Origin of the sequence: Enterococcus sp. AZ167 (genome assembly GCF_051714025.1) — a bacterium.
In the GTDB taxonomy this organism is placed as follows: domain Bacteria; phylum Bacillota; class Bacilli; order Lactobacillales; family Enterococcaceae; genus Enterococcus_D; species Enterococcus_D casseliflavus.
This window is the reverse complement of the sequence record NZ_JBIORB010000001.1, coordinates 2,172,775-2,196,158: the sequence shown is the minus strand read 5'-3', so window position 1 is coordinate 2,196,158 and position 23,384 is coordinate 2,172,775. Positions and strand designations below refer to the sequence as shown.

Here is a 23,384-nt window from a genome sequence, read left to right as displayed (position 1 = left end):
AGTGAAGCCAACGCTTCGCTGCTTTTTTTGTGCTTCTTTCTATTCGGATGGTTGGTATCGTCATGTATTATCAAGTACAACTAATCGCAAAATCCTTGGATTGATCCGATTCAAGAGATGATTCCAATCGGCAGCATCAGGTATCGATTTTAATAAGACGCTTTCGACCTCCAGCAAATACTCCGTCGCATATTCAGGGTAGTTGGTGATCAGCAAGTTGATATTTTTTTCCTTTAAGTACTCATGGGAAAGTTCGTTTGAATCAGGGTAGTACATTTCATGATAAAACCCTAGATATTTTCGGATAATGCTTTCGGCATGCTCGCAAACATATTCATTGCCTTCAAAAATAACGGCAATGATTCGCGGCTTGCCCCAATTCTCTTCAATAATTGCTTCCATATGGAACGTGAGGCTTGTACAAAAATCATCCAAATGATCGAGAGAATAGAGATTTTTTACAAGCGGGTGGGAAAGGAGAAACTGGCGATTTTTCGCAAATTCTGCGGCAAACTTTTCTTGGACAAAGTCATTGAGGTCGTCAATATTGATATTCATCGTTGGCGATAACAATTCACGGAGTTTGACAACGATGAAAAAAGATTCTAGCCAAAGCAAGTCTTTTTGTTCATCCAAACTATGCCCGCGACTTTGTGCGTAAAAATCTGCAGTGATCTGTTTGATCTCTGGCTATTGGTTGTAATTGCGGCAAAACGCTTCGCTGGCTGCGAGGTCGGTGTTGATTTTGCGGCGACAAATGATACACGTCAAAAGGTAGACGGCTTCTTCTTGAGGGAATTCATAATGAAAATAACGCCGAATGATTGTTTTTAGCGCCTCATAATCAAACAGCAGATCATTTTTTTTGATCAGCTCCTTGAGTTGAGGGGAGGGGGCAGCAAGTAAACCACGTTTGCTGCGCTCCACGCTAATATAAAGGATATAAGCAAAATAAGAAAACGAAGAGCTCTGTAAGGCCTTCGTTTCCAAAAGATCAGTGATTTCCATCACCGCATCTTGGACATGAATCGAAGGGAATAGCGTGTGGACATTAATGTCAGACTCGTAGTAAAAAAGACAGAAAAATTTCCGAATATCGATCTCCGAACCTGCCAAAGAGACGGGGTCCGTTTTGATTTTTAAACCGAAAGGGGATAAAAAAGGCTGTATTTTTCGGAAATAGCTGATCAGTGCTTGTTCAGAAATATTAAGCGTTAAGCTCCAATCAAGGAGTGACTGCTGCTCATTATAAAAAGTACTTTCTAAAATTTGGAAAATCGGTTCATCTTTTACCAACTCTTGCTTTTGCTTTCGATACCTCTCCTGATCGATTACTTCAAAAAGGTACCCGATTTTTGCTGTATGGATCGCAATCGTCCCGTTAAAGTGCTCTCGCAGGCTAGCGATGTCAGTAATCAACGTACGGGTACTGCTTTCGGTCACTTCAGCAAGTTCTCCCAATGTACGGGTGGGACTTTTCTCAAATTCATTTAACAATTGCAGCCAGCGAATCAACGTGCGGTTTCGCATGAATTTTAATTGAAATGTTTTCATGTCAGCCTCCAACAAAATAAGTTTAAATAATTATAGCATAATCATTTGCACAGAGAATGAAACCCTCAGCTGATCGGAGTTTTTGGTCATAGTCCCTTGAAGACTCTGACTGCCAGCAGAAAACTTCTAAGAATATCAATTCTTCAGAGTAATTATAGCAAGGACCTGAGAAACCAATTGCCAAAAATCATACATAAACTTGAGAAAAATGAAGCACGAATAGAAAGGCTCCCAACGCTCGATGGAAGGTCAAAGGAGCAAGAAGAGACAATTGAAACACTGTTTTTTTCTGATGACGCCAGAGGATCTTAGGCAACAGAAAAAAACTGCTGAAGCCGAGGATCGACAATGCGTTGGATGCAAAACGTGATCTTTTACCAGTAGACCCATTCTCCAAAAGCTCGTTCTCTTTCGCTAGGGCGGGAGTCATTTGCTTGAGTCGAAAAAACGAAGCGTAGTATAATAAAAGAGAATTGATATTTATTTACTAATTGGATGGCAAGATGTTTTTTCAATAGAGGTTGTTAAGAGGAAAAAGGAAGAGAAAGGATTTCGCCTATGAAGCATTCGCAAAAAGGGGAAGCGCTTCTTTTGGTTTGCGGACAACTTTTAGCTGGTGTGCCAGTTTCAGCTGCGGTTGTTGCATCGGAAAGTACGACCGTTACCCAAACATCAGAAACAGCTGCACAAGCAAGTGACAGCAGCACAGCAGGGACGATTGAAGAAACCGCTCCAGCAGTGGAAGGACAAGTGCCCGATTCTGAGCAAGGATCGGTACCTGTAGAAAGTGTACCAGAAGGATCTGAGACAGCGCCGGAGGGAACAGAGCAAACCGAAGAACCAACCCCAGTTCCCCAACCGACACCAGAGCCAGCACCGACGCCAGAGCCAGAACCAGAGCTACCGAGTAAGCCAGAGCCTTCTCAGCCAGAAGAACCAACGCCAGCACCGAAACCAGAAAAACCAACACAGCCTGAAGCGCCCAAACCTGAGACGCAGCCAGAGAAGCCCCAACCGTCAAAACCAGTAGAAACAAAACCGACACCAGAAGCAAACAGTGAAGCAAGTCAAGAAACACCGGCGGCTGTGTCACCGGTCATGCCACCAAGTACCCAAGCACCAAGCGCGCCAAGTCAATCCGATCCGACACCGCAGCAAGGCAGCGAAACGACCTTGACGGTCACACCAGTAAAAGAAGTGTGGGATTTTGTCCAAGAGATTGGTGAAGATGCCCGAGAAATCGGCTTGAAAAATGATTTGTACGCTTCTGTCATGATTGCACAGGCTATTTTAGAGTCAGGTGGTGGGCAAAGCAGACTGAGTCAGGCGCCGTACTTCAATCTCTTTGGTATCAAAGGAACCTATCAAGGACAGGGTGTCGCTTTTCGGACACAAGAAGATGATGGTTCGGGAAATCACTATACGATCACGGCAACGTTCCGCCAATATACTGGCTACAAAGAGTCATTGATGGACTATGCTCGCTTGTTGAAAGAGGTGGGCGGGCAGCAGTCTGATTTTTATAAAGGCGTATGGAAATCAGAAGCGGCTTCTTATCAAGAGGCTGTCCGTTATTTGACTGGTCGGTATGCCACAGATACGACGTATGATCAAAAACTGACAGCTTTGATCGAAGCCTATGCGTTGACCCGTTATGATCAGAAAAAATCTGATGTGACCGCAAGTGAGACGTATCTTTTTCCTGTTGAAAAAGCCGTTGTCACTTCTACTTTTGGCCCACGTTGGGGAAGCTTTCATCGGGGCGTTGACTTTGCCGCAGCGTTTGGGACCCCAATCCTGGCGAGTCAATCTGGAACGGTCATTCGTTCAGAGGTTCATCCTTCTTGGGGGAATTATGTAGCGATTCTCCATGAGGACGGGATGACGACACTCTATGCCCACAATCAACAGAACCTTGTGAAGGTTGGTCAACAAGTGAAACAAGGAGAAACGATTGCCCTCATGGGTAGTACGGGCAATAGCACAGGCGCACACTTGCACTTTGAAGTCAGTGCATCGCCTAGCTTGAGCCAAGCGCAATTGGTCGATCCAATCGCTTTTTTAACAAAATAAGAACAGACAAAAAAGAGAGTATCAGAGATGCTTTCTTTTTTTTGTTTTTTTCTAGTCATTTTTTCGAGAGCAACGATTTTAATTTTTTTTTCATGAAAACCGAAAAAATGTTTAAAAAAATCGTGCATAGATTCTTTATAATTTTCACATAACCGTAACCGTTGCTAATCCATAAACTGGCGTGAGCAGATCGGTCAGCAAGCAGCACAAATGGTCGATTCGCATGCTCTTGATGACGAGCGGAGAAGCAAAAGCGTTACAGTTGTTACCCCTACGAATAAAAACTTGCTAACGAACTAGGGGAGCAAATAATCAGGAAGCGCATCAATTATAAGTCTAATCCTTTTTTCTATCAGTATTGATCGTTGAAAAGAACTAACAAGAAATGATTAACCATAAAAAAGTAGAAGAGATAAATGAGCTGCTCTTTTTTCTGACAAACGAAAAGAACGTCGTAAACAGTGATGCATAAAATAGAAAAAGAGGGGAACATTTTATGAGAATAAATAAAACGGATTTTGAGACAGTGATGGCTAATAGTGAATTTTTAGACTATTACTGTCAATTATTTGAACGAAATGATGAACGATCCGTCACGGATACGCAATTAGAAAAATTGCACTATTTGATTCAAAAACAGGTGGCAGCAACGATTCAAAAGACTGCAAGCTATTCTTTTTTTACTCAAACATACAAGCTGCCGCAAACACTCGCAAAGGATTACCAACTGCTAGCGGAGTGTACCGAACGGCTTTCAAAAATAGAAATGGATCAGTTGATACCCAAACAATTTATTGAACAGGACTTTAACGTGCAGGTGAAAACAAGTCAAGAATCTCAATATGAGCAGCTTTTAAACATCATGTCAGACACATTTAGACAAATAAAGAAAACATAGTCGATTTTTCACGCAGCAGCTTTTTCAAGCATGAAGCAAAATGCGTATCCGCCCTAGGTGGTCTCTGAGGAAAGCAAAAGCGAAATCCTTGCACTATTTCCAATAGCCGATAAAATAATTGTTATACAACAGTAGTCTGGAATCCACGCTTTTTTTCATCAAGCTATGAAAAAACCGATTTTTTATGTAGGATGAAAACCGATATAATGAGACTGCTTAGGCGCCTTTCATGCGTAATTTAGCCGCAAAAAAGAAATTTTTTAGTAAGGAGCTTATGTTTGAAAAATTTTCAATTGAGTTTTGTCACAAGCAAATCGACCGTCCGATGGCTGCAGATTCTAAGTGAATTTGAAAAAAATGAAGTTTGCAGTGCCAGTCAATTGGCTGAAGTAACAACTAGTACCACCAGGACGATTGGCAAAGACATCAGTCAGATCAACGAGTATTTCTGTGGGCTGATCCTGATCACTTCCACCAATCAAGGCTATTCGTTTGAACTATTTGATTATTCACAGTATGAAAAGAAAAAAGCCTCGCTTTTAGCGAATGAACCGCTCTTTATTTTATTGGAAAATATTTTTATTGGAGAGTTAAAGACGATCGATGAGTGGGCGGACTGCTTGTTTTTATCCAAGAGTACCTTATCGAAGTACTTGCAGCGCATTCAGGAACAACTGGCACGTTTTGATCTCCAGCTAGCATTAGATCCTGTGAATATCGTTGGGGAAGAAGCAGATATCCGCAATTTCTTCTGTACCTTTTTTTATGAAACGGACAGCACCCCCCACACTGTATTTCCGCCAGCTGCGGTCCAGCAGGCAGTAACGGAAATCGGCAGGATGTTTGACAAAAATAGTTACCACACCGTTTCATTTTCACAATACACGTATCTGCTCTATATTTCGCTTGAGCGATTTATGCAAGGTAAGACTGTGCAAATCAACGCCGAATTGTACCACGCCTTGCGACACAGTATTCAGCTGATGCATTTTCAACGAATCAATGAGGTCATTGAAAAGTACTTTCAATGTCGATTGACGAACGATGAACTTATCTTCTTATTTGTTAGTATTATCACAAAGAAAAAACTGCAAAATGTGATCGTCGAACAAAAGTTTTGTCTTTCTTATAATCATTGGACAGAGATCCGCACGTTGACCAACGATTTTTATCAGATGTTGAAGGTATCGTCGAAAAAGCCCAAAGAGGATCAGATTCTGATTGAATCCTTTTTTACCTCTGCTAAATTGAAGGAGTGCTTATCCACGTCTGCCAATCGCAATATCTATGATGTGAATGCGTTTATTAAGAAAACCTTTCCTAAGGAGTTTGCTGCTTACCGAGAGTTTTTAGAAAATAGTCGCGAGTACCACAACCTATATTCTGAGGAGTATCTGACGGATTTTTGTGCAAACTTAGTGATTTATATCGAGTCTGTTCGAGAACGTCATTGGTTTCCCCGAAAAAATATCGCCTTTATCTTCGAAGGAAATAACAATATCGTTCAGTACATTGAAGGCTGGTCTAACCGCTATTTTAGCCGATCCCATCAAGTCTTTTATCCTGACTCAGGGGAAGTCAATGCTCAGTATTTAGAACAAAACACCATCGATTTGCTAGTGACGAACTATGCCGAGCATGCGACCGAATTTCGAGATATCGTAGAATGCATCGTCTTCAAAACGATTCCTTCTTCTTCTGACTGGAATCGACTGCTTGAACGGATCAATCCTAACGTCACCCGCCAATTTGCCTTAAAAGACCTCTTCTAGTTTCCCATTATGTTTTGACCTAAAGAGCTGCTAGAAAGGGCCTTTTACATGAAAAGAAAGCATTTTTCCTTCACTGCTTAAATAGTGAAAAGGAAAGATGCTTTCTTTTTTAATGGCTTGACTCTCCGCAGCTGTGCAGGAGTGTGGGGAGGGGAAGTGGGGAGTGCATCAGGTACGGATGCAAGCCTTTGGAACCAGCGGTTTTCAATTCAATCGATTGATGTGGGCGAACTCATTGGGCTTCACTTAAGTAAATCAAACTCCAAGGCGCCTTTTGGTTTAGCTGAAGACCGGTCAATTCCCGATAGAAACAGGTTTTGTCTTTGACCGTCAGCTGAATGATCTCTTCTTCCGCATACTCGTTTAAAGAAGAAATTTTTAAAACATAAAGTTCTTTTAGTATTTGCAGCTGTGCGTCGATATCTAGTAGCAACGACATTTTTTCGAAAAAAGTACCTTCTTCTTGTTCATAGATCGCCAAAAATCGTTGGCGCAAAGAGAGATAAAAATTAAAGATTTTCGGATGAGTATAAGAACAGGGCGAGTGGATAAATTCTTCGTCAAAAAAGTTTAAATATTCTTCGGCTGATTGGATCGTTTTTAAGTTCATATCAATACTCCTTATAAGTGTTAGGAAAAAGCGACAATACGTGTCATTATCAAAAACAGTCACTGTTAAGCAATGTCTTACTGAGAAGGTCCGTTTGTTTTTTTAAAATGATTGGGGGAAGGACTTTCGCTACATTCAATGTACAGGATATTCCAAATTGGCTCAAACGCGTTTTTTCGTAACCATACGAAGATTTGTTTTTCGCTGGTATTAACGTCAAAAATGTTCAAATATTCTGATAATTGTTGTTATAAAAAGAATATTTCCGAATTGGGCGAAATTGCTGGGTTTCCATTTTTTGCCAGCGAGTTGTTTTTTCATTTGCTGAAATCATGGTCGCAGACAAAGCAGCATCAATTGACCGATAGGCTCATCCCCGTCATTTTTTCAAAGGTGTGATACTATAGAATTATCTAGAAAAACGATCCTTTGATTCAAGTGGTCAATGCCAAAACAGTGCCAAGACACGCAGTTGCAGTGAGACGCAACCATCTGTTTTGACGAGAAGGTTTGGCTAAATAGGGACGTTCATTAAAGCAAACGAGGAGCAATTCAATGAAAGAGAAAAAAACAGTTGTAGTGATCGGCGGCGGACTTGGTGGTCTATCAGCGGCGGTCTCATTAGCCCAAAATGGCTTTGATGTATCATTATATGAAAAAAATCACCACTTAGGCGGCAAGTTGAACCGACTGGAAACAAACGGCTTCGGCTTTGACTTAGGTCCTTCGATTTTGACGATGCCGCAGATTTTCGAAAAGTTATTTACTGGCAGCAATCGCGATATGGCGGATTATGTTGCGATTCGCCGATTGCCATTGGAATGGCGCTCCTTTTTTCCTGACGGCACCAAAATCGATCTCTATGGCGATCTTGCACGTATGGCAAAGGAAAACCCGCACTTGTCGGAAAAAGACATGGCAGAGTACCAAGACTTTTTGGACTATGCGCAAAAGATTTATGCTATCACAGAAAAAGGCTATTTTGAGAAAGGCTTAGATACCACGAAAGAAATCTTGAAGTATCATGGCGTGATCAAAGCGCTGAAAGGCTTTGATTATTTCTCTTCGATGCATGATGCCATTCAAAAACGTGTCAGCAATCCGCAGCTGCAAGACATGCTGAGCTATTTTATCAAGTATGTCGGCTCATCTCCTTATGACGCTCCAGCCGTCTTGAACATGATGATTTATATGCAGCATGCCCAAGGTGTCTGGTACGTGCCAGGCGGGATGCACCGTTTAGCCGAAGGCATCGTTCGCTTAGCAAAAGAGATCGGTGTGACCTTCCACACGGGACACAAAGTGGAAAAATTGATCGTTGAACAGGAACAGATCCGTGCCGCTCGTTTGGATGATGGTACGCTGATCGAAGCCGACTATTTTGTTTCCAACATGGAAGTGATCCCGGCCTATGAAGAGCTGTTAGAAGAAGCGCCGACCTTTACTCAAAAACTGGAAGAAAAATTTGAACCAGCAAGTTCTGGTTTTGTCTTGCACTTAGGGGTCAAAACCTCCTATCCGCAATTGGCGCATCACAACTTTTTCTTTTCAAATGCCTCAAAAGAAAACTTTGATCAAAATTTCCATCGGCATCAGCTGCCAGAAGATCCAACAATCTATTTGGTCAATGCCAACAAAACCGATCCTTCGCAAACAGTGGCAGGGCATGAGAACATCAAAATCTTGCCTCATATCCCTTATTTGCAGGATAAACCCTTTACGGAAGCGGAATACGATGCCTTTCGTGAACGGATCTTGATCAAGCTGGAAAACATGGGCTTAACGGATCTACGTAAGCACATCGTGTATGAAGACCGCTGGACACCCGAAGACATCCAAAAGAATTATTTGTCACATCGTGGCGCCATCTACGGCACGGTCTCTAACCGCAAGAAAAATCATGGCTTTAAACACCCGAAACACAGCGAACGCTACGACAATCTATACTTCGTTGGCGGTACGGTCAATCCAGGGGCCGGCATGCCGATGGTGACCCTCAGTGGCCAGCAAGTCAGTGAGATGATCACCAAAAGAGAACACTAAGACAAGAAAGGATGATGACTGTGTACCTGCTGCTCGCTGGTATTTGCGCTGTTTGGTTGGCAGGCTGGCTGATTTTTTTCCGCCTGCCGACGATACCCATCCGCAAGGAGACAGCCGCATCCAAAGACATGACGGAGAGGGGAGAACTGTCGATCATCATCCCCGCCCGCAATGAAGCAGAAAATTTGCCGCAATTGTTGGCGTCCTTGCAGCAGCAAACCCTTCATCCTGTGGAGATTTTGGTGGTTGATGACGGATCGGAAGACGAGACGATCGCCTGTGCCAAGGGCTTCGGTGCGACGGTCTTGCAAACCACTGCTGATTCTGCTGGGAAAGCGGCGGCTTGTTGGTTAGGCGCCTCACAAGCGGTGGGCAAGTATCTATTATTTTTGGATGCCGATACCTTCTTTCTAGCAGAAGATGGCTTAGAGCGTCTTTTCGCTGCGTATGAGGAGCGATCGGGACAAGGACTGCTCTCGGTGCAGCCCTATCATCAAACGAAGCGCCTGTATGAACAACTGTCTGTCGTCTTTAATGTCATCTTACCTGTCGGGTTGAACCGTTTCTCTATCGTAGGCGAAAAACTCTCAGCTGGCGGCGCCTTTGGTCCGTGTATTTTGTGCAGCAAAACAGCGTACCTTCAAGCCAATGGACATCAGGACATGCCACAAGGAATCTTAGATGATCTAGCATTAGCGAGACGCTTTAAGAAAAAACGCTTGCCGATCGCCTTGTATGGTGGAAAAGACTTGGTGGCCTTTCGGATGTATCCAGCTGGTGTTCGTCAACTTGTTCAAGGCTGGACGAAGGACTTTGCCACTGCTTCGCAATCCACTCACCCTTTGATTATGGCGGGCGTCATCTTGTGGATCAGCGGCGGCATTGGGGTACTGGCGGCACCATTTCTGATGGAACCGCTTTGGCTAGGACTGCTTTTTTATGCTGCTTATTTTGGACAAACTCTGTGCTTTGCCCGCCGTGTCGGCAACTTCAACCGAATCCTGCTGCTTTTTTTCCCATGGTACTTTCTTTTTTTCCTAGGCTTATTTGGTTGGTCGTGGATCCAAACCCATTTGTTGAAATCCGTGACCTGGAAAGGACGCAAAATCAATTTATAGGAGGCGATGCACATGCCGCTGATCACCTTATCTCCACTGCTCTTGCTCATTACAGACAGCTTGGCTTGGCTGCTGTTTCATCTAGGCATCTCCTTTGGCTTGCGCAATGTCAGCGATGCTTTTTTTGAACGTCATGCCAACTGGTTCCGTTCTTTTGCCTTTGAAAAAGGCGGTAGGATCTGGTCGGAGGTGTTTCGTATTCGTCAGTGGAAAGACAAATTGCCCGACGGCACTGTGATTGCCAAAAAAGGCTTTGACAAATCCCGCTTGGCTCAACAGCAAAAGGACTATCTGGAAAAATTCGTCATTGAGACACGCCGAGCAGAGCTGACCCATTGGCTGCTGATGGTTCCAGCACCGTTCTTTTTCCTCTGGAATCCTGCGTGGGCGGGCTGGGTGATGATCGTCTATGCGTTATTGGCTAATTGCCCATTCATCATGATCCAACGCTACAATCGCCCCCGTTTGGAGCGAGTCTTGCGGAAAAAAAGTGCCCTGCAAGTCAAGCAGAAGGCGACGGTCTAGGTTCCTGTAGGTGCCGCTTTAAGATTCGCCGAAAAATAGGCAAACTGGAAATCAAAAGGATCGGAGGGCAACTGCCTTCGATCCTTTTTAAAAAATTGGTGTTAATTTTTATGGGATGTGCCAAGACCGTTTTTTGTACACTAAGGTCATTCAGAGGAAAGGGTGATCGTATGTCATCAGAAGGATGTGGGCAAATTTTCGAACTGCCATTGCAGACTGCTGCATTGGTTGATTGTGTGTTTGGACAGGCACGAAGTATTTTTGTAAGTGTAGAAAAGAGGGAGGGATGCGCAAGATGATTGAAGATAGCCGACAACGGGACCACTATTACGACATGCTGATTGAAAAAAATTCCCAATATGAAGGGATTTTTTACGTTGGGGTAAAAACCACCGGCGTCTTTTGCCGTCCCACCTGCCCAGCGAAAAAACCGCTCAAAAAAAATTGCGAGTTTTTTCAGACGGCACAAGAAGCGCTGCTGGCGGCGTATCGTCCCTGCAAACGATGTCGCCCGCTCAGCTCGCCTAGCCACTTATCCCCTGACGTGAAAAGCCTGGTGGAAGCCGTGGAGAGTAACCCAGAGAAAAAGTGGACCGACAAAGATTTTGAAGCACTAGCGATCCATCCCAATACCGCACGTCGACAATTCAAAAAATATTTTGGCATGACCTTTATCGAATACTCCCGTGCACGCCGCTTAGGATTAGCGTTTAAGCAGATTCGTGAAGGAGAATCGCTGATCCAAGCGCAATTAGAAGCCGGTTTCGATTCTGGCAACGGCTTTCGAGATGCGTTTTCTCGGATTATGGGGGAGTTGCCTTCCAACAGCCGCGAAAAAACGATTCTTTCTTCTGCTTGGCTTGAGACCAAGCTGGGGTCGATGTTGGCGATCAGCGACCAGCAACAGCTTTACTTGTTAGAATTCGTGGATCGCAGAGGGCTAGAAACGGAGATTGCTGTTTTGAGAAGCCGTTTGAATGCAGTAATCATTCCCCAGCAAACAGCAATCATTCAGCAACTCAAGCAAGAACTGACGGAATATTTTGAAGGGAATCGAACTGCCTTCACGGTACCCATCGCATTGATCGGCTCTGATTTTCAAAAAGCCGTCTGGCAGCAGCTGTTGGCGATGAAGATCGGAGAAACATACTCTTACAAACAATTGGCACAGCGAATCGGCAATGAAAAAGCTACCCGAGCTGTTGCCAATGCCAACGGAAAAAATCAATTGGCGTTGATCGTTCCATGCCACCGTGTCATCAATAGCGATGGCAGTATCGGCGGCTATGGTGGCGGGATCGAACGCAAAAAGTGGCTGCTGGCTTTGGAAAAGCAGGTGCAGCCGACCACAATGATCTAAAAAGGACAAGTATGCGTCGGAATCAGCGCTTCATTGATCGGTACATGGAATGGATCGAATCCTTTTCATTGAAATATATATTTAGCGGAACTTATGGAACCTTTCATAAGTTCCGCTTTTTTTCTTAGATTTGGCGGGTTCATAGAGAAAAGGCGAGGACCGTCGTTAGTGTCTAAGTGTTCTTTATCTCTACAAAAATAAGCATTGAATGATTTTCTTAAATAACCAAAGCATATCCTTTTACAACTTACAAAAAGTAAGTTATGATTATCTCGAATTCGAAATAAAGAGGTGAGGAAAATGGCGCATCAAGAAGAAGCGCTCAAAGCATACATCGGTTTGCTGCGTACGGCGAGTCGTTTGGAACAAGTGGCAAAAAAGGATGTCCGTTGTTATGGCTTAAATATCACAGAGTTTTCCGTACTGGAGTTGCTTTACCATAAAGGCACCCATACGACGCAAGCCATCAAGGAAAAAATCTTGATCGCCAGTAGCTCCACAACCTACGTGGTCGATCAATTAGTCAAAAAAGGCTGCGTGCAACGGGAACCTAGCCAAGAAGATCAACGGGTAACATACGTCAGTATTACGGAAGCAGGCAGGGCATTGATGGAGAAAATTTTTCCCAGTCATGCACAAAAGATTGCGGCGAGTTTTTCCGAACTCAGCAGTGAAGAATTGCAACAATTAAAAACAATTTTACGAAAAATAACTTACGATCAGAAATGAGGAAAAGAAAATGAGAAAACAAGACCAATTATTAGGGGTACACCATGTGACGGCTATGACAAGTGATGTGGAACGGAATTACCATTTCTTTACAGATGTGTTAGGGATGCGTTTAGTGAAAAAAACCGTCAATCAAGATGACATCTATACGTACCATACTTACTTTGCGGATGATTTAGGGACACCGGGAACGACCATGACGTTCTTTGATTTTCCCAATACCGCTCGTGGTAGCAAAGGAACCAATTCGATCACCCGCACCAGTTTTCGAGTACCCAGTGATGCAGCCCTTGATTATTATGTCGCACGCTTTGATGAATTTGAGGTAAAACACGAGGCAATCACCACCGAATTTGGGAAAAAAGTGTTGCGCTTTTGGGATTTTGATACGCAAGCCTATCAACTGATCTCTGATGAACACAATACTGGCGTGAAAGCTGGTATCCCTTGGAAAAAAGGACCCGTTCCTACTGAGTTTGCGATTTATGGCTTAGGTCCTGTTGAAATATCTGTTTCTTATTTGGCAGATTTCAAAGGGCTGCTGGAATCCGTCTTTGATTTCAAAACCATTGATCAAGTAGACAATCGCTATTTGCTAGAAGTCGGTGAAGGCGGCAATGGCGCCCAAATCGTTTTAGTGGAAGACACCACGAGCCCAAAAGCACAACAAGGGGACGGCGAAGTGCATCATGTGGCTTTTCGCTTAGCCCATCACGATTCGTTAGCAGTCTGGCAGGAAGTCTTTGATAACTTGGGATTGGCCAACTCTGGCTATGTCGATCGTTACTATTTTGAATCGTTGTATGTGCGCATCGGCCATATTCTTTTTGAACTAGCGACAGATGAACCAGGGTTTATGGGGGATGAGCCATATGAAACATTGGGTGAATCCTTATCATTGGCACCATTTTTAGAAAATCGCCGTGAATACATCGAAGGAGTCATCAAACCCTTCAATACAAAACGCGCCTAAGGAGGCACATAGTATGCAACCCATTCAACAGATCCACCATATTTCAGCCATCGTAGGCGATCCCCAAACGAACGTTGCCTTTTACCGTGACGTGTTGGGGTTGCGCCTCGTCAAACAAACCGTCAATTTTGATGATCCCTACACGTATCATCTTTATTACAGCAATCAAGCGTTAGAAAATGGGACCATCATCACTTTCTTCCCTTGGGCAAATGCCCATCCTGGACGAGTAGGAAGCGGACAAGTCGGCACGATCGCCTTTCGTATTCCTAAAGGCAGCAGTGCCTATTGGCAAGAACATTTGGCGAAACATCAAGTAACTGTCCAAGAAAGTACATTGTTTGACCGGCCAACTTTAGAACTTCATGATCAGCATGACCTGTCTTTGGCGTTAGTCGAAGCCGAAGAATCGGCGGAAACACCAGCGATTGTAGGCTTTCATGGGGCAGTCTTGCTTTCGGCACAACCAGAAGCGACCATTCAAACGTTGGCAGATGATCTAGGGCTAAACATTTTTAACAAAACAGAGAAAAGCACCCATCTTCATACCGTAGGCACCCGCGCTCATGAGATCGTCGTGCCCCATGAAGCAATGCCAGCAGGGCGCTGGGGTGTCGGCACCGTCCATCACATCGCGTGGTCTGTGCCAACGGAAGCAGTGCAAAAAGAGTGGCAAGAGTACTTGTACGATCAAAGATACGGAGTCACTGAAATCAAAGACCGCAACTATTTCAAAGCCGTCTATTTCCAAGAGCGGGGCAACATCGTCTTTGAGATCGCAACAGAAACCCCAGGCTTTTTAGTTGATGAACCATTAGAAACGCTGGGACAGCAGTTGATGCTGCCAGCCCAATTTGAAAGCCGCCGTGCAGAGATCGAGGATCGCTTGCCAGACTTATCGGTTTAGAAAAGGAGACGCTGTATGCACTATTTAGATCCCAAGGATTTGACCCAACGAGAAAATTATAAGCTACTGATTGGCTCCATCATTCCACGGCCAGTGGCAGTGGTCAGTACGCAATCAGCCGATGGTATCGTCAACATCGCCCCATTCAGTTTTTTTAACATCGTCAGCTCAGAACCTGTGATCCTCTCGTTGGCTATCCAGCGCAAAGAGGGGGAACTGAAAGACACCGCCCGCAATCTGTTGGCGACGAAAGAATCCGTCGTGCATATTTTAGATCAAACAAATGTCCAAGAGGCCAATAAAACCGCGGCATTATTGCCCGCAGATCAAAGCGAGTTGACGGTTTCTGGGTTTACCACAACGACATCGAAAACGATTGCCGTTCCTGGCTTGAACGAAGCCAGTGTCCGCTTAGAAACGATTCTGCATCAGCACGTACCCATCAAAAAAGACCAGCAGACCACTGCCGATCTCTTATTGTTGGAAGTCGTCGGCTACCAGATTGCAGAGGATGTCTATCAAGACGGCAAGATCGATCCCCGTGCCTTACAAGCAGTCAGCCGGCTAGCGGGAAATTCTTACGCAACGATTGGGGAGATTTTCGATATCAAACGACCAAGTTAAAGGAGGAACTTCGATGAAAGCAATCTACCAACAAGGAGCAGCCGACGCACCAGTTTTGGTGCTGCTCCACGGCACTGGTGGCGACGAACAGTCGTTGCTGGAAGTAGGCAAAGCCCTTGATCCCCAAGCATCACTATTAGGTATTCGCGGGAACGTTTTAGAAAACGGCATGCCTCGTTACTTCAAACGTCTAGCTGAAGGGGTGTATGATGAAACCGACTTAGCACTTCGCGGCGACGAATTAGCCGATTTCATTCGGCAAGCCGCCAAAGAACACCACTTTTCGTTAGCGCAAGTGGTACTGGTGGGTTATTCCAATGGCGCCAACATTGTCATTCGCTTATTACTAAATGATAGTGACCACTTTAAAAAAGCGATCCTCTACCACGCCATGTATCCAGTCGAGAATTTACCGACGAATTCCTTGCCTGATACTCATGTGTTTCTGAGTTTTGGCAGAAACGACCCAATCGTTTCCCTAGCCGACAGTACTTACGTCCAAGAGATCTTCACCTCCCGGGGCGCAGCCCTTTCAACCGTTTGGACCCCAAGTCATCAGTTAACATATGAAGAAGTTGAACACTCGCGCACGTGGTTGAACGAACAATAAAGCAGTGCCTCTTTCCTAATCAAACAGCGATCCTGCTGGTTGGTTAGGCTTTTTTGTTTCACGTGAAAACAGTGAATTTAGAGTAAATCGGCTCCACTAAGATACGCTTTACAAGAGTTCTGTTAGTATGGGGGGATCATATTCTCAAAGTTTCAGGGTTGTAAGGTAGCATGTTACTTCTATCCTGTTTAAGTTAATAACATGAATTATTCTTTAAAAAAATGGCAATACAATTTAATAAAACGCATAATGGAAAATGAGTTTGGCGATGATCAAAACCAGTTAGGGATTATACCTAACTGGTTTTTTTATTAAGGTAGCAAATTTGCTGATAGTTCCTTTATTTAACAACGTTGATTGTTGTATCGGTGAATAGTGAGTGACTTGTGGTTCTTTAGATACCAGAAATCGAAAACGAATATGTTTATTTATTTAAAATAACGTTATGAACATTCTGTTGATGGATTTCAATACTTTTTTCAGTTAGTTTTTTGTTTGATAATCATTGTTTTGGCGCTTTTTTTCGTATTTAAAGATAACAAAGACATTTTTATATAAAAACAAAAATTTTGTTGACAGACAAAATGAAAGCGTTTATATTGGATATGTGGTTACTACCAGTTGAGAATAAGGGGAGGACATAAGATGCTTGGTTTGGTTTTAACAGGTCATGGAGGATTTGCGCAAGGGATGGAAAATGCGCTTGCGATGATTGCAGGGCCGCAAGAACAGTTTCTAGCAGTGCCGTTTTTAGAGGAAAATCCGTTAGCTGGCTTTGAAAAAGAGTTGCAAGGAGCAATCGATCAATTAAAGGAAACCTGTGATGGGGTCGTGATTTGTGCAGACCTTGTGGGCGGAACCCCTTTTAATGTTGCGATGACCGCTGCCAATGAGGACCCGCAAGTCGAGGTCATCGGCGGTAGCAATCTGCTGATGCTAGTGGAAGGTTCGTTGACTAGATATACAGCAGCTGATCCAGAGTGTTTTTGCCAAGAACTGGCAGAGATTGGCAAGAGCGGTATTTTTCACGGAAAGATCAAAGGCCATGAGGAAATCAATGAGGAAGAAGGAATTTAAACATGTGGGAAATGATCTTAGCAGCCTCAATCGTGGTGCTTGTTTTTCTCTTTCTCTTTTTGGCGGTCTCATCTTTCTTGAATGGGAAACATCTGAAAAAGCAAAAAGGCTATTTCGCTAAATTGCAGCAGTCCTTGAAAAAGGGGCAGAAAATCAAATTATACGGCGGCATTATTGGGGAGATTCAAGCACTTGGGAAAGAGACAGTGGATCTAAGGGTGAAATCGGGAACGGTGATCGAAGTAGAACGTAGTGCGGTTGCAGAAATCATGCAGTAAATAGAAGGAGGACATATTTATGGGAGAACCAAATATTTTATTGACGCGAATCGACAATCGGTTGATTCATGGGCAAGTTGCCACACAATGGAACGGTACGTTGGGGGCAAATCTAATTTTAGTGGCAAATGATAAGGTCGCCAAAGACAAAGTCAGACAAGGGTTGATGGATATGGCGGCGCCAGCTGGCGTCCAAACGAGGTATTTCTCGCTTCAAAAAACCATCGAGATCATTCATAAAGCATCACCAAAACAAAAAATTTTCATGGTGGTTGAAAATCCGCAAGATGCGTTGAAATTAGCTGAAGGTGGGGTGCCGATCAAGAAACTGAACATTGGGAATATGCATATGTCAGAAGGGAAAAGACAGGTTGCTACGACAGTTGCCGTCGATGAAGCAGATGTCGATGCCTTTAAAAAACTGAAGGAAATGGGGGTGCAATTAGTGATCCAGCGGGTTCCAACGACACCTGTTGAAGATGAAAAGAAATTGTTTCAGTAATGCAGAGGTAAGGAAGGAGAAAGAAAATGGATTACACGATTTTTCAAATCATTTTAGTCTTCATAGTCACATTCATTGCCGCGATCGATCAATTTAGTTTTTTAGAATCATTGTACCAACCCATTGTTACTGGGATGGTTATCGGACTTATTCTTGGAGATCTTCAAACCGGCTTGATCGTTGGCGGAACGTATCAGTTAATGACGATCGGCAATATGCCGGTGGGCGGCGCGCAACCGCCAAATGCGGTGATTGGCGGAATTATGGCAGCAATCTTAGCAATCACGCTGCAACTAGAACCAACAGTAGCGGTTGCTACGGCGATTCCGTTTTCTTTGCTGGGGCAATATGGGGTGACGATTATCTTCTCACTAATGTCGCCAGTGATGTCAAAAGCTGACAGCTACGCCCATGATGCCAATACGAAGGGTATTGATCGAATCAATTATTTAGCGATGGCGGGTCTTGGAACGATCTTCGGCTTGATCGTGGTCTTATTCTTTATCGGCGGTGCTGCCTTCGGGAATCAGGCGGTCGCAGCGATCCCTCAATGGTTGATGGGTGGGCTCGGCGCAGCTGGGGGCATGATGCGGTATGTCGGTTTTGCTATTTTACTAAAAGTGATGGTTTCCAAAGAAATGTGGGGCTTCTTCTTTATGGGGTTTGGTTTAGCCACGATCGTGATGGCGGCACCTTCCTTGCAAGGACCCGCCTTGATCATTCTAGCCTTTATCGGCTTCGCATTAGCCTTTTGGGATTATCAAATCCAGTCCAAATTTAAAGTAGCAGCAGCCAATACCTATGATTTCGGAGGCGATGAAGATGGCATATAATATTCCCGATTCTTATAGCGAACAAGCGCCCGCAGAACAACTGGATAAAAAGACCTTGAACAATATGGTCTGGCGTTCCTTATTTCTACAAGCCTCTTTCAACTATGAGCGAATGCAAGCAGGAGGCTGGTTATTCAGTATTTTACCGGGATTGAAAAAGATCCATAAAAATGAAAAGGACTTGGCTGCTTCAATGAGCCATAACTTAGAGTTTTTCAATACTCATCCATTCTTGGTGAACTTTGTGATGGGGATCATTTTATCGATGGAACAAAACAAAGCCGATATTCCCATGATTCGGGCAGTGCGAGTCGCCGCGATGGGACCGTTAGGCGGGATCGGTGATGCGTTGTTCTGGTTTACCTTGGTACCAATCACGGCGGGTATCACAGCCAATATGGCGATCAGCGGCAATATCGCTGCACCGTTTATATTCTTACTGGTATTCAATGCGGCCCAATTTGGTTTGCGGTACTTCTTGATGCACTGGTCCTATCGTTTAGGGACAGATGCAATTGGCATCTTAACGGAAAATGCCAAAGAGTTTACCCGAGCAGCGAGTATTTTAGGGATTTTTGTTGTCGGTTCCTTGACCTGCGTGTATGGAGCGACGTCTTTGGATATTCAGATCCCTAACGGCACTACCAATGAAGTGACGCAAGCGACGACGATCGTGGATGATCAAGCAGCCATTGCCGCTTACGAAGACATGCTGTATACCACGGATGAGAATGGTCAATTGACCGACACATTGCAAGAAAATGCTGCGGTCAATGAACTGGCTAACGGCAAATATGAATTGACGTTTAACAAAGTCAACGAAGTGCCTGTGACGATCGATATTCAAAAAATCCTCGATGGGATCTTGCCGCAAGTGATTCCATTGACCATCACATTGATGCTGTATTTCTTCTTATCAAAACGCGGCTGGACGCCGTTGAAATGTATCGCTTTGCTGCTAGTGATCGGCTTGATCGGTTCTGGCTTTGGTCTGTATCCATCCATTTGGCCGCAATAAGCAAGCTAGCAGAAGAAACGGCGCAACACGTAGGAGGAGTTTTGCTAAGCAAGCAACAGCTGACTTTTCAGCTTAGCTCGTGCTGGCAATTGGTTCATTTTCCTGCGTGAAAAGACACAAATTCAGGAAACAGAGCCCCTGTAGACGATTGTTTGACACGCCTATCGGGAAATAGTACACTCGTTATGTGGTAGTAACCAGTTTGGAGGGGCTTATGAATATCAATAAAAATCGACAACCATTATACGATCAATTGTTAAATTTACTGATTGAAAAAATCGAAAATGAAATGGAAGCAGACACAATGCTTCCCTCAGAAAGAGAGCTGTCAAAGCGCTACGGATTAAGTCGGACCACCGTTCGCTTGGCTCTACAGGAGTTAGAAAAATTAGGCTATATTTATCGCCAACATGGCAAAGGCACCTTTGTCTCGGATATCCGCAAGCAGGCAACCAATTTATCAGGTTCGTATAGTTTTACCGAACAGATGAAAGCACTAGGGAAACAACCAGAAACTAGAGTATTGGCATTCAAAAAAATGGAAGCGACAAAATATTTTGCCACTCAGTTGCAAGTTTCCATCGGCGAGCCGATCTACAAGTTAAAACGATTGCGTCTTGCTGATGGGCAACCGATGATGATCGAGCGTTCTTATCTGCCGGTCAAACGCTTCATGCATTTAACGAGTGAGATGATCGAGCAAAAACCATTGTACGATATATTTCATGAAGACTTTCATCAAGTGATCCGCCTCGCGGACGAAGAATTTTTTGCCAGCATTGCCAGTGCGAAAGATGCGGCATTGCTGAAAATCCACGAAGGTGCGCCAGTGTTGAACCTGGTACGTAGCACGTTCAATATTGAAAATGAAGTGATCGAATACACCTTGAGTGTTGCTCGAGCAGACCAATTTAGATACAAAGTCCGCCACTTGCGTAACGACGAGTAGCGCATTTCCTAGACAGTCTGAAATGATCCACTCGAGCAAAGAAAAGGCGTGTATTCAAAACCAGTGAGGTCGGGGAAGTTTGCCCTTTGGGTGATCGCTAAGCATTCATCCAAGACAAGCGCTCCTCGCACCGTCACTGGGAATACATACTGGAAAAACAGTAGCTAGGAGGAAGAAAGATGTTTCAACTGTCAACAAAGGAATTAGCAGAATTAGGTGCGGAGATTACAACAAGAGAAATCAAACAACAGCCAGAACTTTGGCAAGAAACCTTGACGATCTATCAAGAAAAGCAAGAGGCGATCGCGGCTTTCTTACGTACCATCAAGCAAAAGACGGACAAACGCATTCGGGTGGTCTTCACGGGAGCGGGGACGTCGCAATATGTCGGAGATACGATCGTTCCTTACTTGAATAAGACCGGCGCAACTGCGGATTATCTTTTTGAAAGTATTGCTACGACGGATATCGTCGCTGCTCCAGAACAAGTTTTATTTGCGGATGAACCAACACTGCTCGTTTCTTTTGCTAGAAGCGGCAATTCACCAGAAAGTTTAGCAGCGGTCAAAATCGTCGATCAATTCGTTGCCGACAGTTATCATTTGACGATCACTTGTGCAGCCGACGGATCTTTGGCACAACAAGCTGCCGCTGGTGAAACGAGCTATCTGTTATTGATGCCTGAGAGGTCAAATGATGCTGGCTTTGCAATGACGGGAAGTTTTTCTTGCATGGCTCTTTCCGCACTGCTGATTTTTGACCAGACGCCTCTGACAGAAAAGGGGCATTATGTTGAAACCCTTAGCCGATTGGGGCAAGAAGTGATCGACAGAGAAACAGAACTCCAAGTACTGACGGACCGTTCCTTTAAGCGGATCGTTTACCTTGGGTCAGGCACGTTGTCGGGGTTGACCAGGGAAGCACAGCTAAAAGTATTGGAACTGACTGCGGGAAAAATCGCCACCGTGTTCGATTCTTCGATGGGCTTCCGTCATGGACCGAAATCATTCGTAGATGATCAAACCCTCGTCTTTGTCTTTGTCAGCAATACGTCCTACACGCGGCAGTATGATCTTGATATGTTGGAAGAATTAAAGAGTGATGGCATCGCCGCCGCAGTGACTGCTATCGGACAGCCGACAGCTGTGAATTTCTCAGGAACAAACTTTTTCTTTCCAGATGACACTTCATTGCCAGACGGTTATCTTGCCTTAGCAGACATTGTCTTTGCACAAACGATCGCACTGCTGGCATCGATCAAAGTCGGGAATACACCCGACACACCTTCGCCAACGCGTACCGTCAATCGGGTGGTCAAAGGCGTGACGATTCATCCGTATAACAACTAACGATGACTGAGGAAGCCCACCACGAGCACGTATCTTTTCGTGTACGAAGTCGATACGTGCGGTGGTCAATCAGTCGAACGGCTTCATCAATAGACATTTTTATACGTGCTGACAACCGTTTCGCCAACGCTGAAAAAAGTGAAAGCGGTTGATTCTTTGACATGGACAAAAAAGGAGGAATTTTAATGAAAGCAACCGTAACGAAAGCCAAAAAAGCAGCGATGGATCGCCTGTCAACGAAAGAAGGAGTGATCGCAGCTTTAGCGATCGACCAACGAGGTGCCTTGAAAAAAATGATGGCAGCACTTGGCGTGGAGGCTGACGCAGAGAAAATCAGCCAGTTTAAAACGCTAGTCTCACAAGAATTGACCCCTTACGCGTCTTCTATTTTATTAGATCCAGAATATGGGTTGGCAGCTGCGCAAAGCCGTGATCCGGAGGCGGGGCTTTTGCTGGCGTATGAAAAAACCGGCTATGATGCGACTACGCCGGGACGTTTGCCTGATTTATTAGGGGAATGGTCGGTTGAGCGATTAAAAGCAGCTGGCGCAGATGCTATCAAATTTTTGCTTTACTATGATGTAGATGAAGATGCCCAGATCAATCAGTTGAAACATGTCTTTGTGGAACGACTCGGCAGTGAATGCCAAGCGGCTGATCTGCCCTTCTTTTTAGAAGTCCTTTCCTATGATGCTAAGCTGCCTGAAGTCGACTCAAAAGCATATGCGCAACGCAAACCAGAAAAAGTCATTGGATTGATGAAGGAATTTTCAAAACCGCAGTACAAAGTCGATGTGTTAAAAGTGGAAGTACCAGTCAACATGAATTATGTGGCAGGTTTTGCCAAGGGAGAAGCCGTGCATACCAAGGAAGAAGCTGCCGCGTATTTCAAAGCGCAAAGCGACGCGACGCATCTGCCGTTTATTTTTCTCAGTGCAGGCGTATCAGCCAGCTTATTCCAAGAAACACTGGTTTTTGCCAAAGAAGCTGGCTCCACCTTCAATGGCGTCTTGTGCGGCCGGGCAACGTGGAAAGATGGTGTTGAACCCTTTGTAAAACAAGGGACAGAAGCAGCCCAAGAATGGCTAGCAAGTACTGGAAAACAGCACATCGAAGACTTGAATGAAGTGATCCAAAAGACCGCCACTTCTTGGTGGGACAAAGTCGCAGTCAAGGAATAGTTTTTTCACTGTTTGACAAGAGAAATGGCCAATAATCAGACATCTTAAGGGCTTTTGAGAAGAAGTGGCAGGCTTCTGACTTAAGGCTTTAGGGTGTCTTTTTCTAGTGAAAAATGGTTGATAGTATAACGGACGCTGACCTCATCTAGACAAAAAAGGGTTAACGAAAAAATTATGAAAAAAAGTCAGAGCACTATGGATGATTTATCATAATTTTTTCATATAGACTAAGTTAACTTTGCTAGTTAAAAGAAAAAGAAGGGAAGAAAATCAATCCTAAAAGATTTGTTAACAGATTAAGTAAAAAATCCCTCGAAATCTTTTCTCATTTTTCAGCAGTATTGCCAGTAGAAGATCGCTTGATAAAAAAGCCGTTGCTTGCTATTCTGTTCTGTAAATTG

General features: G+C 44.2%; 21 protein-coding genes and 1 pseudogene. 20 read left to right on the top strand and 2 right to left on the bottom strand.

Features of this window, described 5'->3' with window-relative positions:
* Window positions 1-60: 60 nt before the first annotated feature.
* Window positions 61-1,554: pseudogene (locus IGJ05_RS10325) on the bottom strand (helix-turn-helix domain-containing protein).
* Window positions 1,555-2,112: 558 nt separating this feature from the next.
* Here IGJ05_RS10325 and IGJ05_RS10320 point away from each other — a divergent pair.
* The 3 genes from IGJ05_RS10320 to IGJ05_RS10310 all read left to right on the top strand — a co-directional run bounded on the left by IGJ05_RS10320 (window position 2,113) and on the right by IGJ05_RS10310 (window position 6,297).
* Window positions 2,113-3,627 (top strand): peptidoglycan DD-metalloendopeptidase family protein, encoded by a 1,515-nt coding sequence (locus IGJ05_RS10320; RefSeq protein ID WP_438725182.1) that lies wholly within the window; start codon window positions 2,113-2,115, stop codon window positions 3,625-3,627.
* A gap of 496 nt (window positions 3,628-4,123) precedes the next feature.
* A complete protein-coding gene (locus IGJ05_RS10315; protein WP_266166237.1) occupies window positions 4,124-4,525 on the top strand; it encodes a hypothetical protein in 402 nt (133 codons plus the stop codon).
* 278 nt (window positions 4,526-4,803) lie between these two features.
* Complete coding sequence (locus tag IGJ05_RS10310; protein ID WP_266166236.1) at window positions 4,804-6,297, top strand: helix-turn-helix domain-containing protein; 1,494 nt, start codon at window positions 4,804-4,806, stop codon at window positions 6,295-6,297.
* Between the two features lie 232 nt (window positions 6,298-6,529).
* Here IGJ05_RS10310 and IGJ05_RS10305 read toward each other — a convergent pair whose 3' ends face one another.
* Window positions 6,530-6,907 carry a DUF7006 family protein gene (locus tag IGJ05_RS10305; RefSeq protein ID WP_015508783.1) on the bottom strand — a complete coding sequence of 126 codons (378 nt, stop codon included), beginning with the start codon at window positions 6,905-6,907 and terminating at the stop codon, window positions 6,530-6,532.
* A 555-nt stretch (window positions 6,908-7,462) separates the two neighbouring features.
* Between IGJ05_RS10305 and IGJ05_RS10300 the strand changes: the two genes are divergently transcribed.
* From IGJ05_RS10300 to lacD, 17 genes are all read left to right on the top strand, one after another.
* Window positions 7,463-8,950 carry a phytoene desaturase family protein gene (locus IGJ05_RS10300; protein WP_266166235.1) on the top strand — a complete coding sequence of 496 codons (1,488 nt, stop codon included), beginning with the start codon at window positions 7,463-7,465 and terminating at the stop codon, window positions 8,948-8,950.
* A gap of 11 nt (window positions 8,951-8,961) precedes the next feature.
* Entirely contained in the window at window positions 8,962-10,068 is a 1,107-nt protein-coding gene (locus IGJ05_RS10295; protein WP_317755745.1) for a glycosyltransferase, read from the top strand.
* A 12-nt stretch (window positions 10,069-10,080) separates the two neighbouring features.
* On the top strand, window positions 10,081-10,593 hold the full coding sequence (locus IGJ05_RS10290) for a glycosyl-4,4'-diaponeurosporenoate acyltransferase (protein ID WP_266166233.1): 513 nt from the start codon (window positions 10,081-10,083) through the stop codon (window positions 10,591-10,593).
* A 295-nt stretch (window positions 10,594-10,888) separates the two neighbouring features.
* Window positions 10,889-11,953: a bifunctional transcriptional activator/DNA repair enzyme AdaA gene (locus tag IGJ05_RS10285; protein ID WP_266166232.1), complete on the top strand. Its 1,065-nt coding sequence runs from the start codon at window positions 10,889-10,891 to the stop codon at window positions 11,951-11,953.
* A gap of 300 nt (window positions 11,954-12,253) precedes the next feature.
* Window positions 12,254-12,682, top strand: coding sequence for a MarR family winged helix-turn-helix transcriptional regulator (locus IGJ05_RS10280; RefSeq protein ID WP_010748593.1), 429 nt, complete (start codon window positions 12,254-12,256; stop codon window positions 12,680-12,682).
* A 10-nt stretch (window positions 12,683-12,692) separates the two neighbouring features.
* Window positions 12,693-13,655, top strand: a complete 963-nt coding sequence (locus IGJ05_RS10275; protein ID WP_266166230.1) for a ring-cleaving dioxygenase — start codon at window positions 12,693-12,695, stop codon at window positions 13,653-13,655.
* 13 nt (window positions 13,656-13,668) lie between these two features.
* On the top strand, window positions 13,669-14,562 hold the full coding sequence (locus IGJ05_RS10270; protein ID WP_266166229.1) for a VOC family protein: 894 nt from the start codon (window positions 13,669-13,671) through the stop codon (window positions 14,560-14,562).
* Window positions 14,563-14,577: 15 nt separating this feature from the next.
* Window positions 14,578-15,186, top strand: a complete 609-nt coding sequence (locus IGJ05_RS10265; RefSeq protein ID WP_266166228.1) for a flavin reductase family protein — start codon at window positions 14,578-14,580, stop codon at window positions 15,184-15,186.
* Between the two features lie 13 nt (window positions 15,187-15,199).
* Entirely contained in the window at window positions 15,200-15,796 is a 597-nt protein-coding gene (locus IGJ05_RS10260) for an alpha/beta hydrolase (RefSeq protein WP_266166227.1), read from the top strand.
* 645 nt (window positions 15,797-16,441) lie between these two features.
* A complete protein-coding gene (locus IGJ05_RS10255; RefSeq protein ID WP_266166226.1) occupies window positions 16,442-16,873 on the top strand; it encodes a PTS sugar transporter subunit IIA in 432 nt (143 codons plus the stop codon).
* Between the two features lie 2 nt (window positions 16,874-16,875).
* Window positions 16,876-17,151, top strand: a complete 276-nt coding sequence (gene yajC, locus IGJ05_RS10250; RefSeq protein ID WP_266166225.1) for a preprotein translocase subunit YajC — start codon at window positions 16,876-16,878, stop codon at window positions 17,149-17,151.
* A gap of 19 nt (window positions 17,152-17,170) precedes the next feature.
* Window positions 17,171-17,653 (top strand): PTS N-acetylgalactosamine transporter subunit IIB, encoded by a 483-nt coding sequence (agaV, locus tag IGJ05_RS10245; RefSeq protein WP_005226769.1) that lies wholly within the window; start codon window positions 17,171-17,173, stop codon window positions 17,651-17,653.
* Between the two features lie 26 nt (window positions 17,654-17,679).
* Complete coding sequence (locus IGJ05_RS10240; RefSeq protein ID WP_005226770.1) at window positions 17,680-18,486, top strand: PTS mannose/fructose/sorbose/N-acetylgalactosamine transporter subunit IIC; 807 nt, start codon at window positions 17,680-17,682, stop codon at window positions 18,484-18,486.
* Complete coding sequence (locus tag IGJ05_RS10235) at window positions 18,476-19,504, top strand: PTS system mannose/fructose/sorbose family transporter subunit IID (protein ID WP_005226771.1); 1,029 nt, start codon at window positions 18,476-18,478, stop codon at window positions 19,502-19,504. Before IGJ05_RS10240 ends, IGJ05_RS10235 begins: the two co-directional genes overlap by 11 nt.
* Before the next feature lie 214 nt (window positions 19,505-19,718).
* Window positions 19,719-20,453: a GntR family transcriptional regulator gene (locus IGJ05_RS10230; protein ID WP_005226773.1), complete on the top strand. Its 735-nt coding sequence runs from the start codon at window positions 19,719-19,721 to the stop codon at window positions 20,451-20,453.
* A 179-nt stretch (window positions 20,454-20,632) separates the two neighbouring features.
* The gene (locus IGJ05_RS10225; RefSeq protein WP_266166224.1) at window positions 20,633-21,802 is read left to right on the top strand and encodes an SIS domain-containing protein; all 1,170 of its coding nucleotides are present in this window, start codon (window positions 20,633-20,635) and stop codon (window positions 21,800-21,802) included.
* A 185-nt stretch (window positions 21,803-21,987) separates the two neighbouring features.
* On the top strand, window positions 21,988-22,983 hold the full coding sequence (gene lacD / locus IGJ05_RS10220; protein WP_306569445.1) for a tagatose-bisphosphate aldolase: 996 nt from the start codon (window positions 21,988-21,990) through the stop codon (window positions 22,981-22,983).
* Window positions 22,984-23,384: the final 401 nt, after the last annotated feature.

Excerpts from the sequence above, each read along its gene's own strand:
- IGJ05_RS10320 (WP_438725182.1), top strand. The coding sequence starts at position 2,113 with ATGAAGCATTCGCAAAAAGGGGAAGCGCTTCTTTTGGTTTGCGGACAA.
- IGJ05_RS10315 (WP_266166237.1), top strand. The coding sequence starts at position 4,124 with ATGAGAATAAATAAAACGGATTTTGAGACAGTGATGGCTAATAGTGAA.
- IGJ05_RS10305 (WP_015508783.1), bottom strand. The coding sequence starts at position 6,907 with ATGAACTTAAAAACGATCCAATCAGCCGAAGAATATTTAAACTTTTTT.
- IGJ05_RS10300 (WP_266166235.1), top strand. The coding sequence starts at position 7,463 with ATGAAAGAGAAAAAAACAGTTGTAGTGATCGGCGGCGGACTTGGTGGT.
- IGJ05_RS10295 (WP_317755745.1), top strand. The coding sequence starts at position 8,962 with ATGATGACTGTGTACCTGCTGCTCGCTGGTATTTGCGCTGTTTGGTTG.
- IGJ05_RS10290 (WP_266166233.1), top strand. The coding sequence starts at position 10,081 with ATGCCGCTGATCACCTTATCTCCACTGCTCTTGCTCATTACAGACAGC.
- IGJ05_RS10285 (WP_266166232.1), top strand. The coding sequence starts at position 10,889 with ATGATTGAAGATAGCCGACAACGGGACCACTATTACGACATGCTGATT.
- IGJ05_RS10280 (WP_010748593.1), top strand. The coding sequence starts at position 12,254 with ATGGCGCATCAAGAAGAAGCGCTCAAAGCATACATCGGTTTGCTGCGT.
- IGJ05_RS10275 (WP_266166230.1), top strand. The coding sequence starts at position 12,693 with ATGAGAAAACAAGACCAATTATTAGGGGTACACCATGTGACGGCTATG.
- IGJ05_RS10270 (WP_266166229.1), top strand. The coding sequence starts at position 13,669 with ATGCAACCCATTCAACAGATCCACCATATTTCAGCCATCGTAGGCGAT.
- IGJ05_RS10265 (WP_266166228.1), top strand. The coding sequence starts at position 14,578 with ATGCACTATTTAGATCCCAAGGATTTGACCCAACGAGAAAATTATAAG.
- IGJ05_RS10260 (WP_266166227.1), top strand. The coding sequence starts at position 15,200 with ATGAAAGCAATCTACCAACAAGGAGCAGCCGACGCACCAGTTTTGGTG.
- IGJ05_RS10255 (WP_266166226.1), top strand. The coding sequence starts at position 16,442 with ATGCTTGGTTTGGTTTTAACAGGTCATGGAGGATTTGCGCAAGGGATG.
- yajC (WP_266166225.1), top strand. The coding sequence starts at position 16,876 with ATGTGGGAAATGATCTTAGCAGCCTCAATCGTGGTGCTTGTTTTTCTC.
- agaV (WP_005226769.1), top strand. The coding sequence starts at position 17,171 with ATGGGAGAACCAAATATTTTATTGACGCGAATCGACAATCGGTTGATT.
- IGJ05_RS10240 (WP_005226770.1), top strand. The coding sequence starts at position 17,680 with ATGGATTACACGATTTTTCAAATCATTTTAGTCTTCATAGTCACATTC.
- IGJ05_RS10235 (WP_005226771.1), top strand. The coding sequence starts at position 18,476 with ATGGCATATAATATTCCCGATTCTTATAGCGAACAAGCGCCCGCAGAA.
- IGJ05_RS10230 (WP_005226773.1), top strand. The coding sequence starts at position 19,719 with ATGAATATCAATAAAAATCGACAACCATTATACGATCAATTGTTAAAT.
- IGJ05_RS10225 (WP_266166224.1), top strand. The coding sequence starts at position 20,633 with ATGTTTCAACTGTCAACAAAGGAATTAGCAGAATTAGGTGCGGAGATT.
- lacD (WP_306569445.1), top strand. The coding sequence starts at position 21,988 with ATGAAAGCAACCGTAACGAAAGCCAAAAAAGCAGCGATGGATCGCCTG.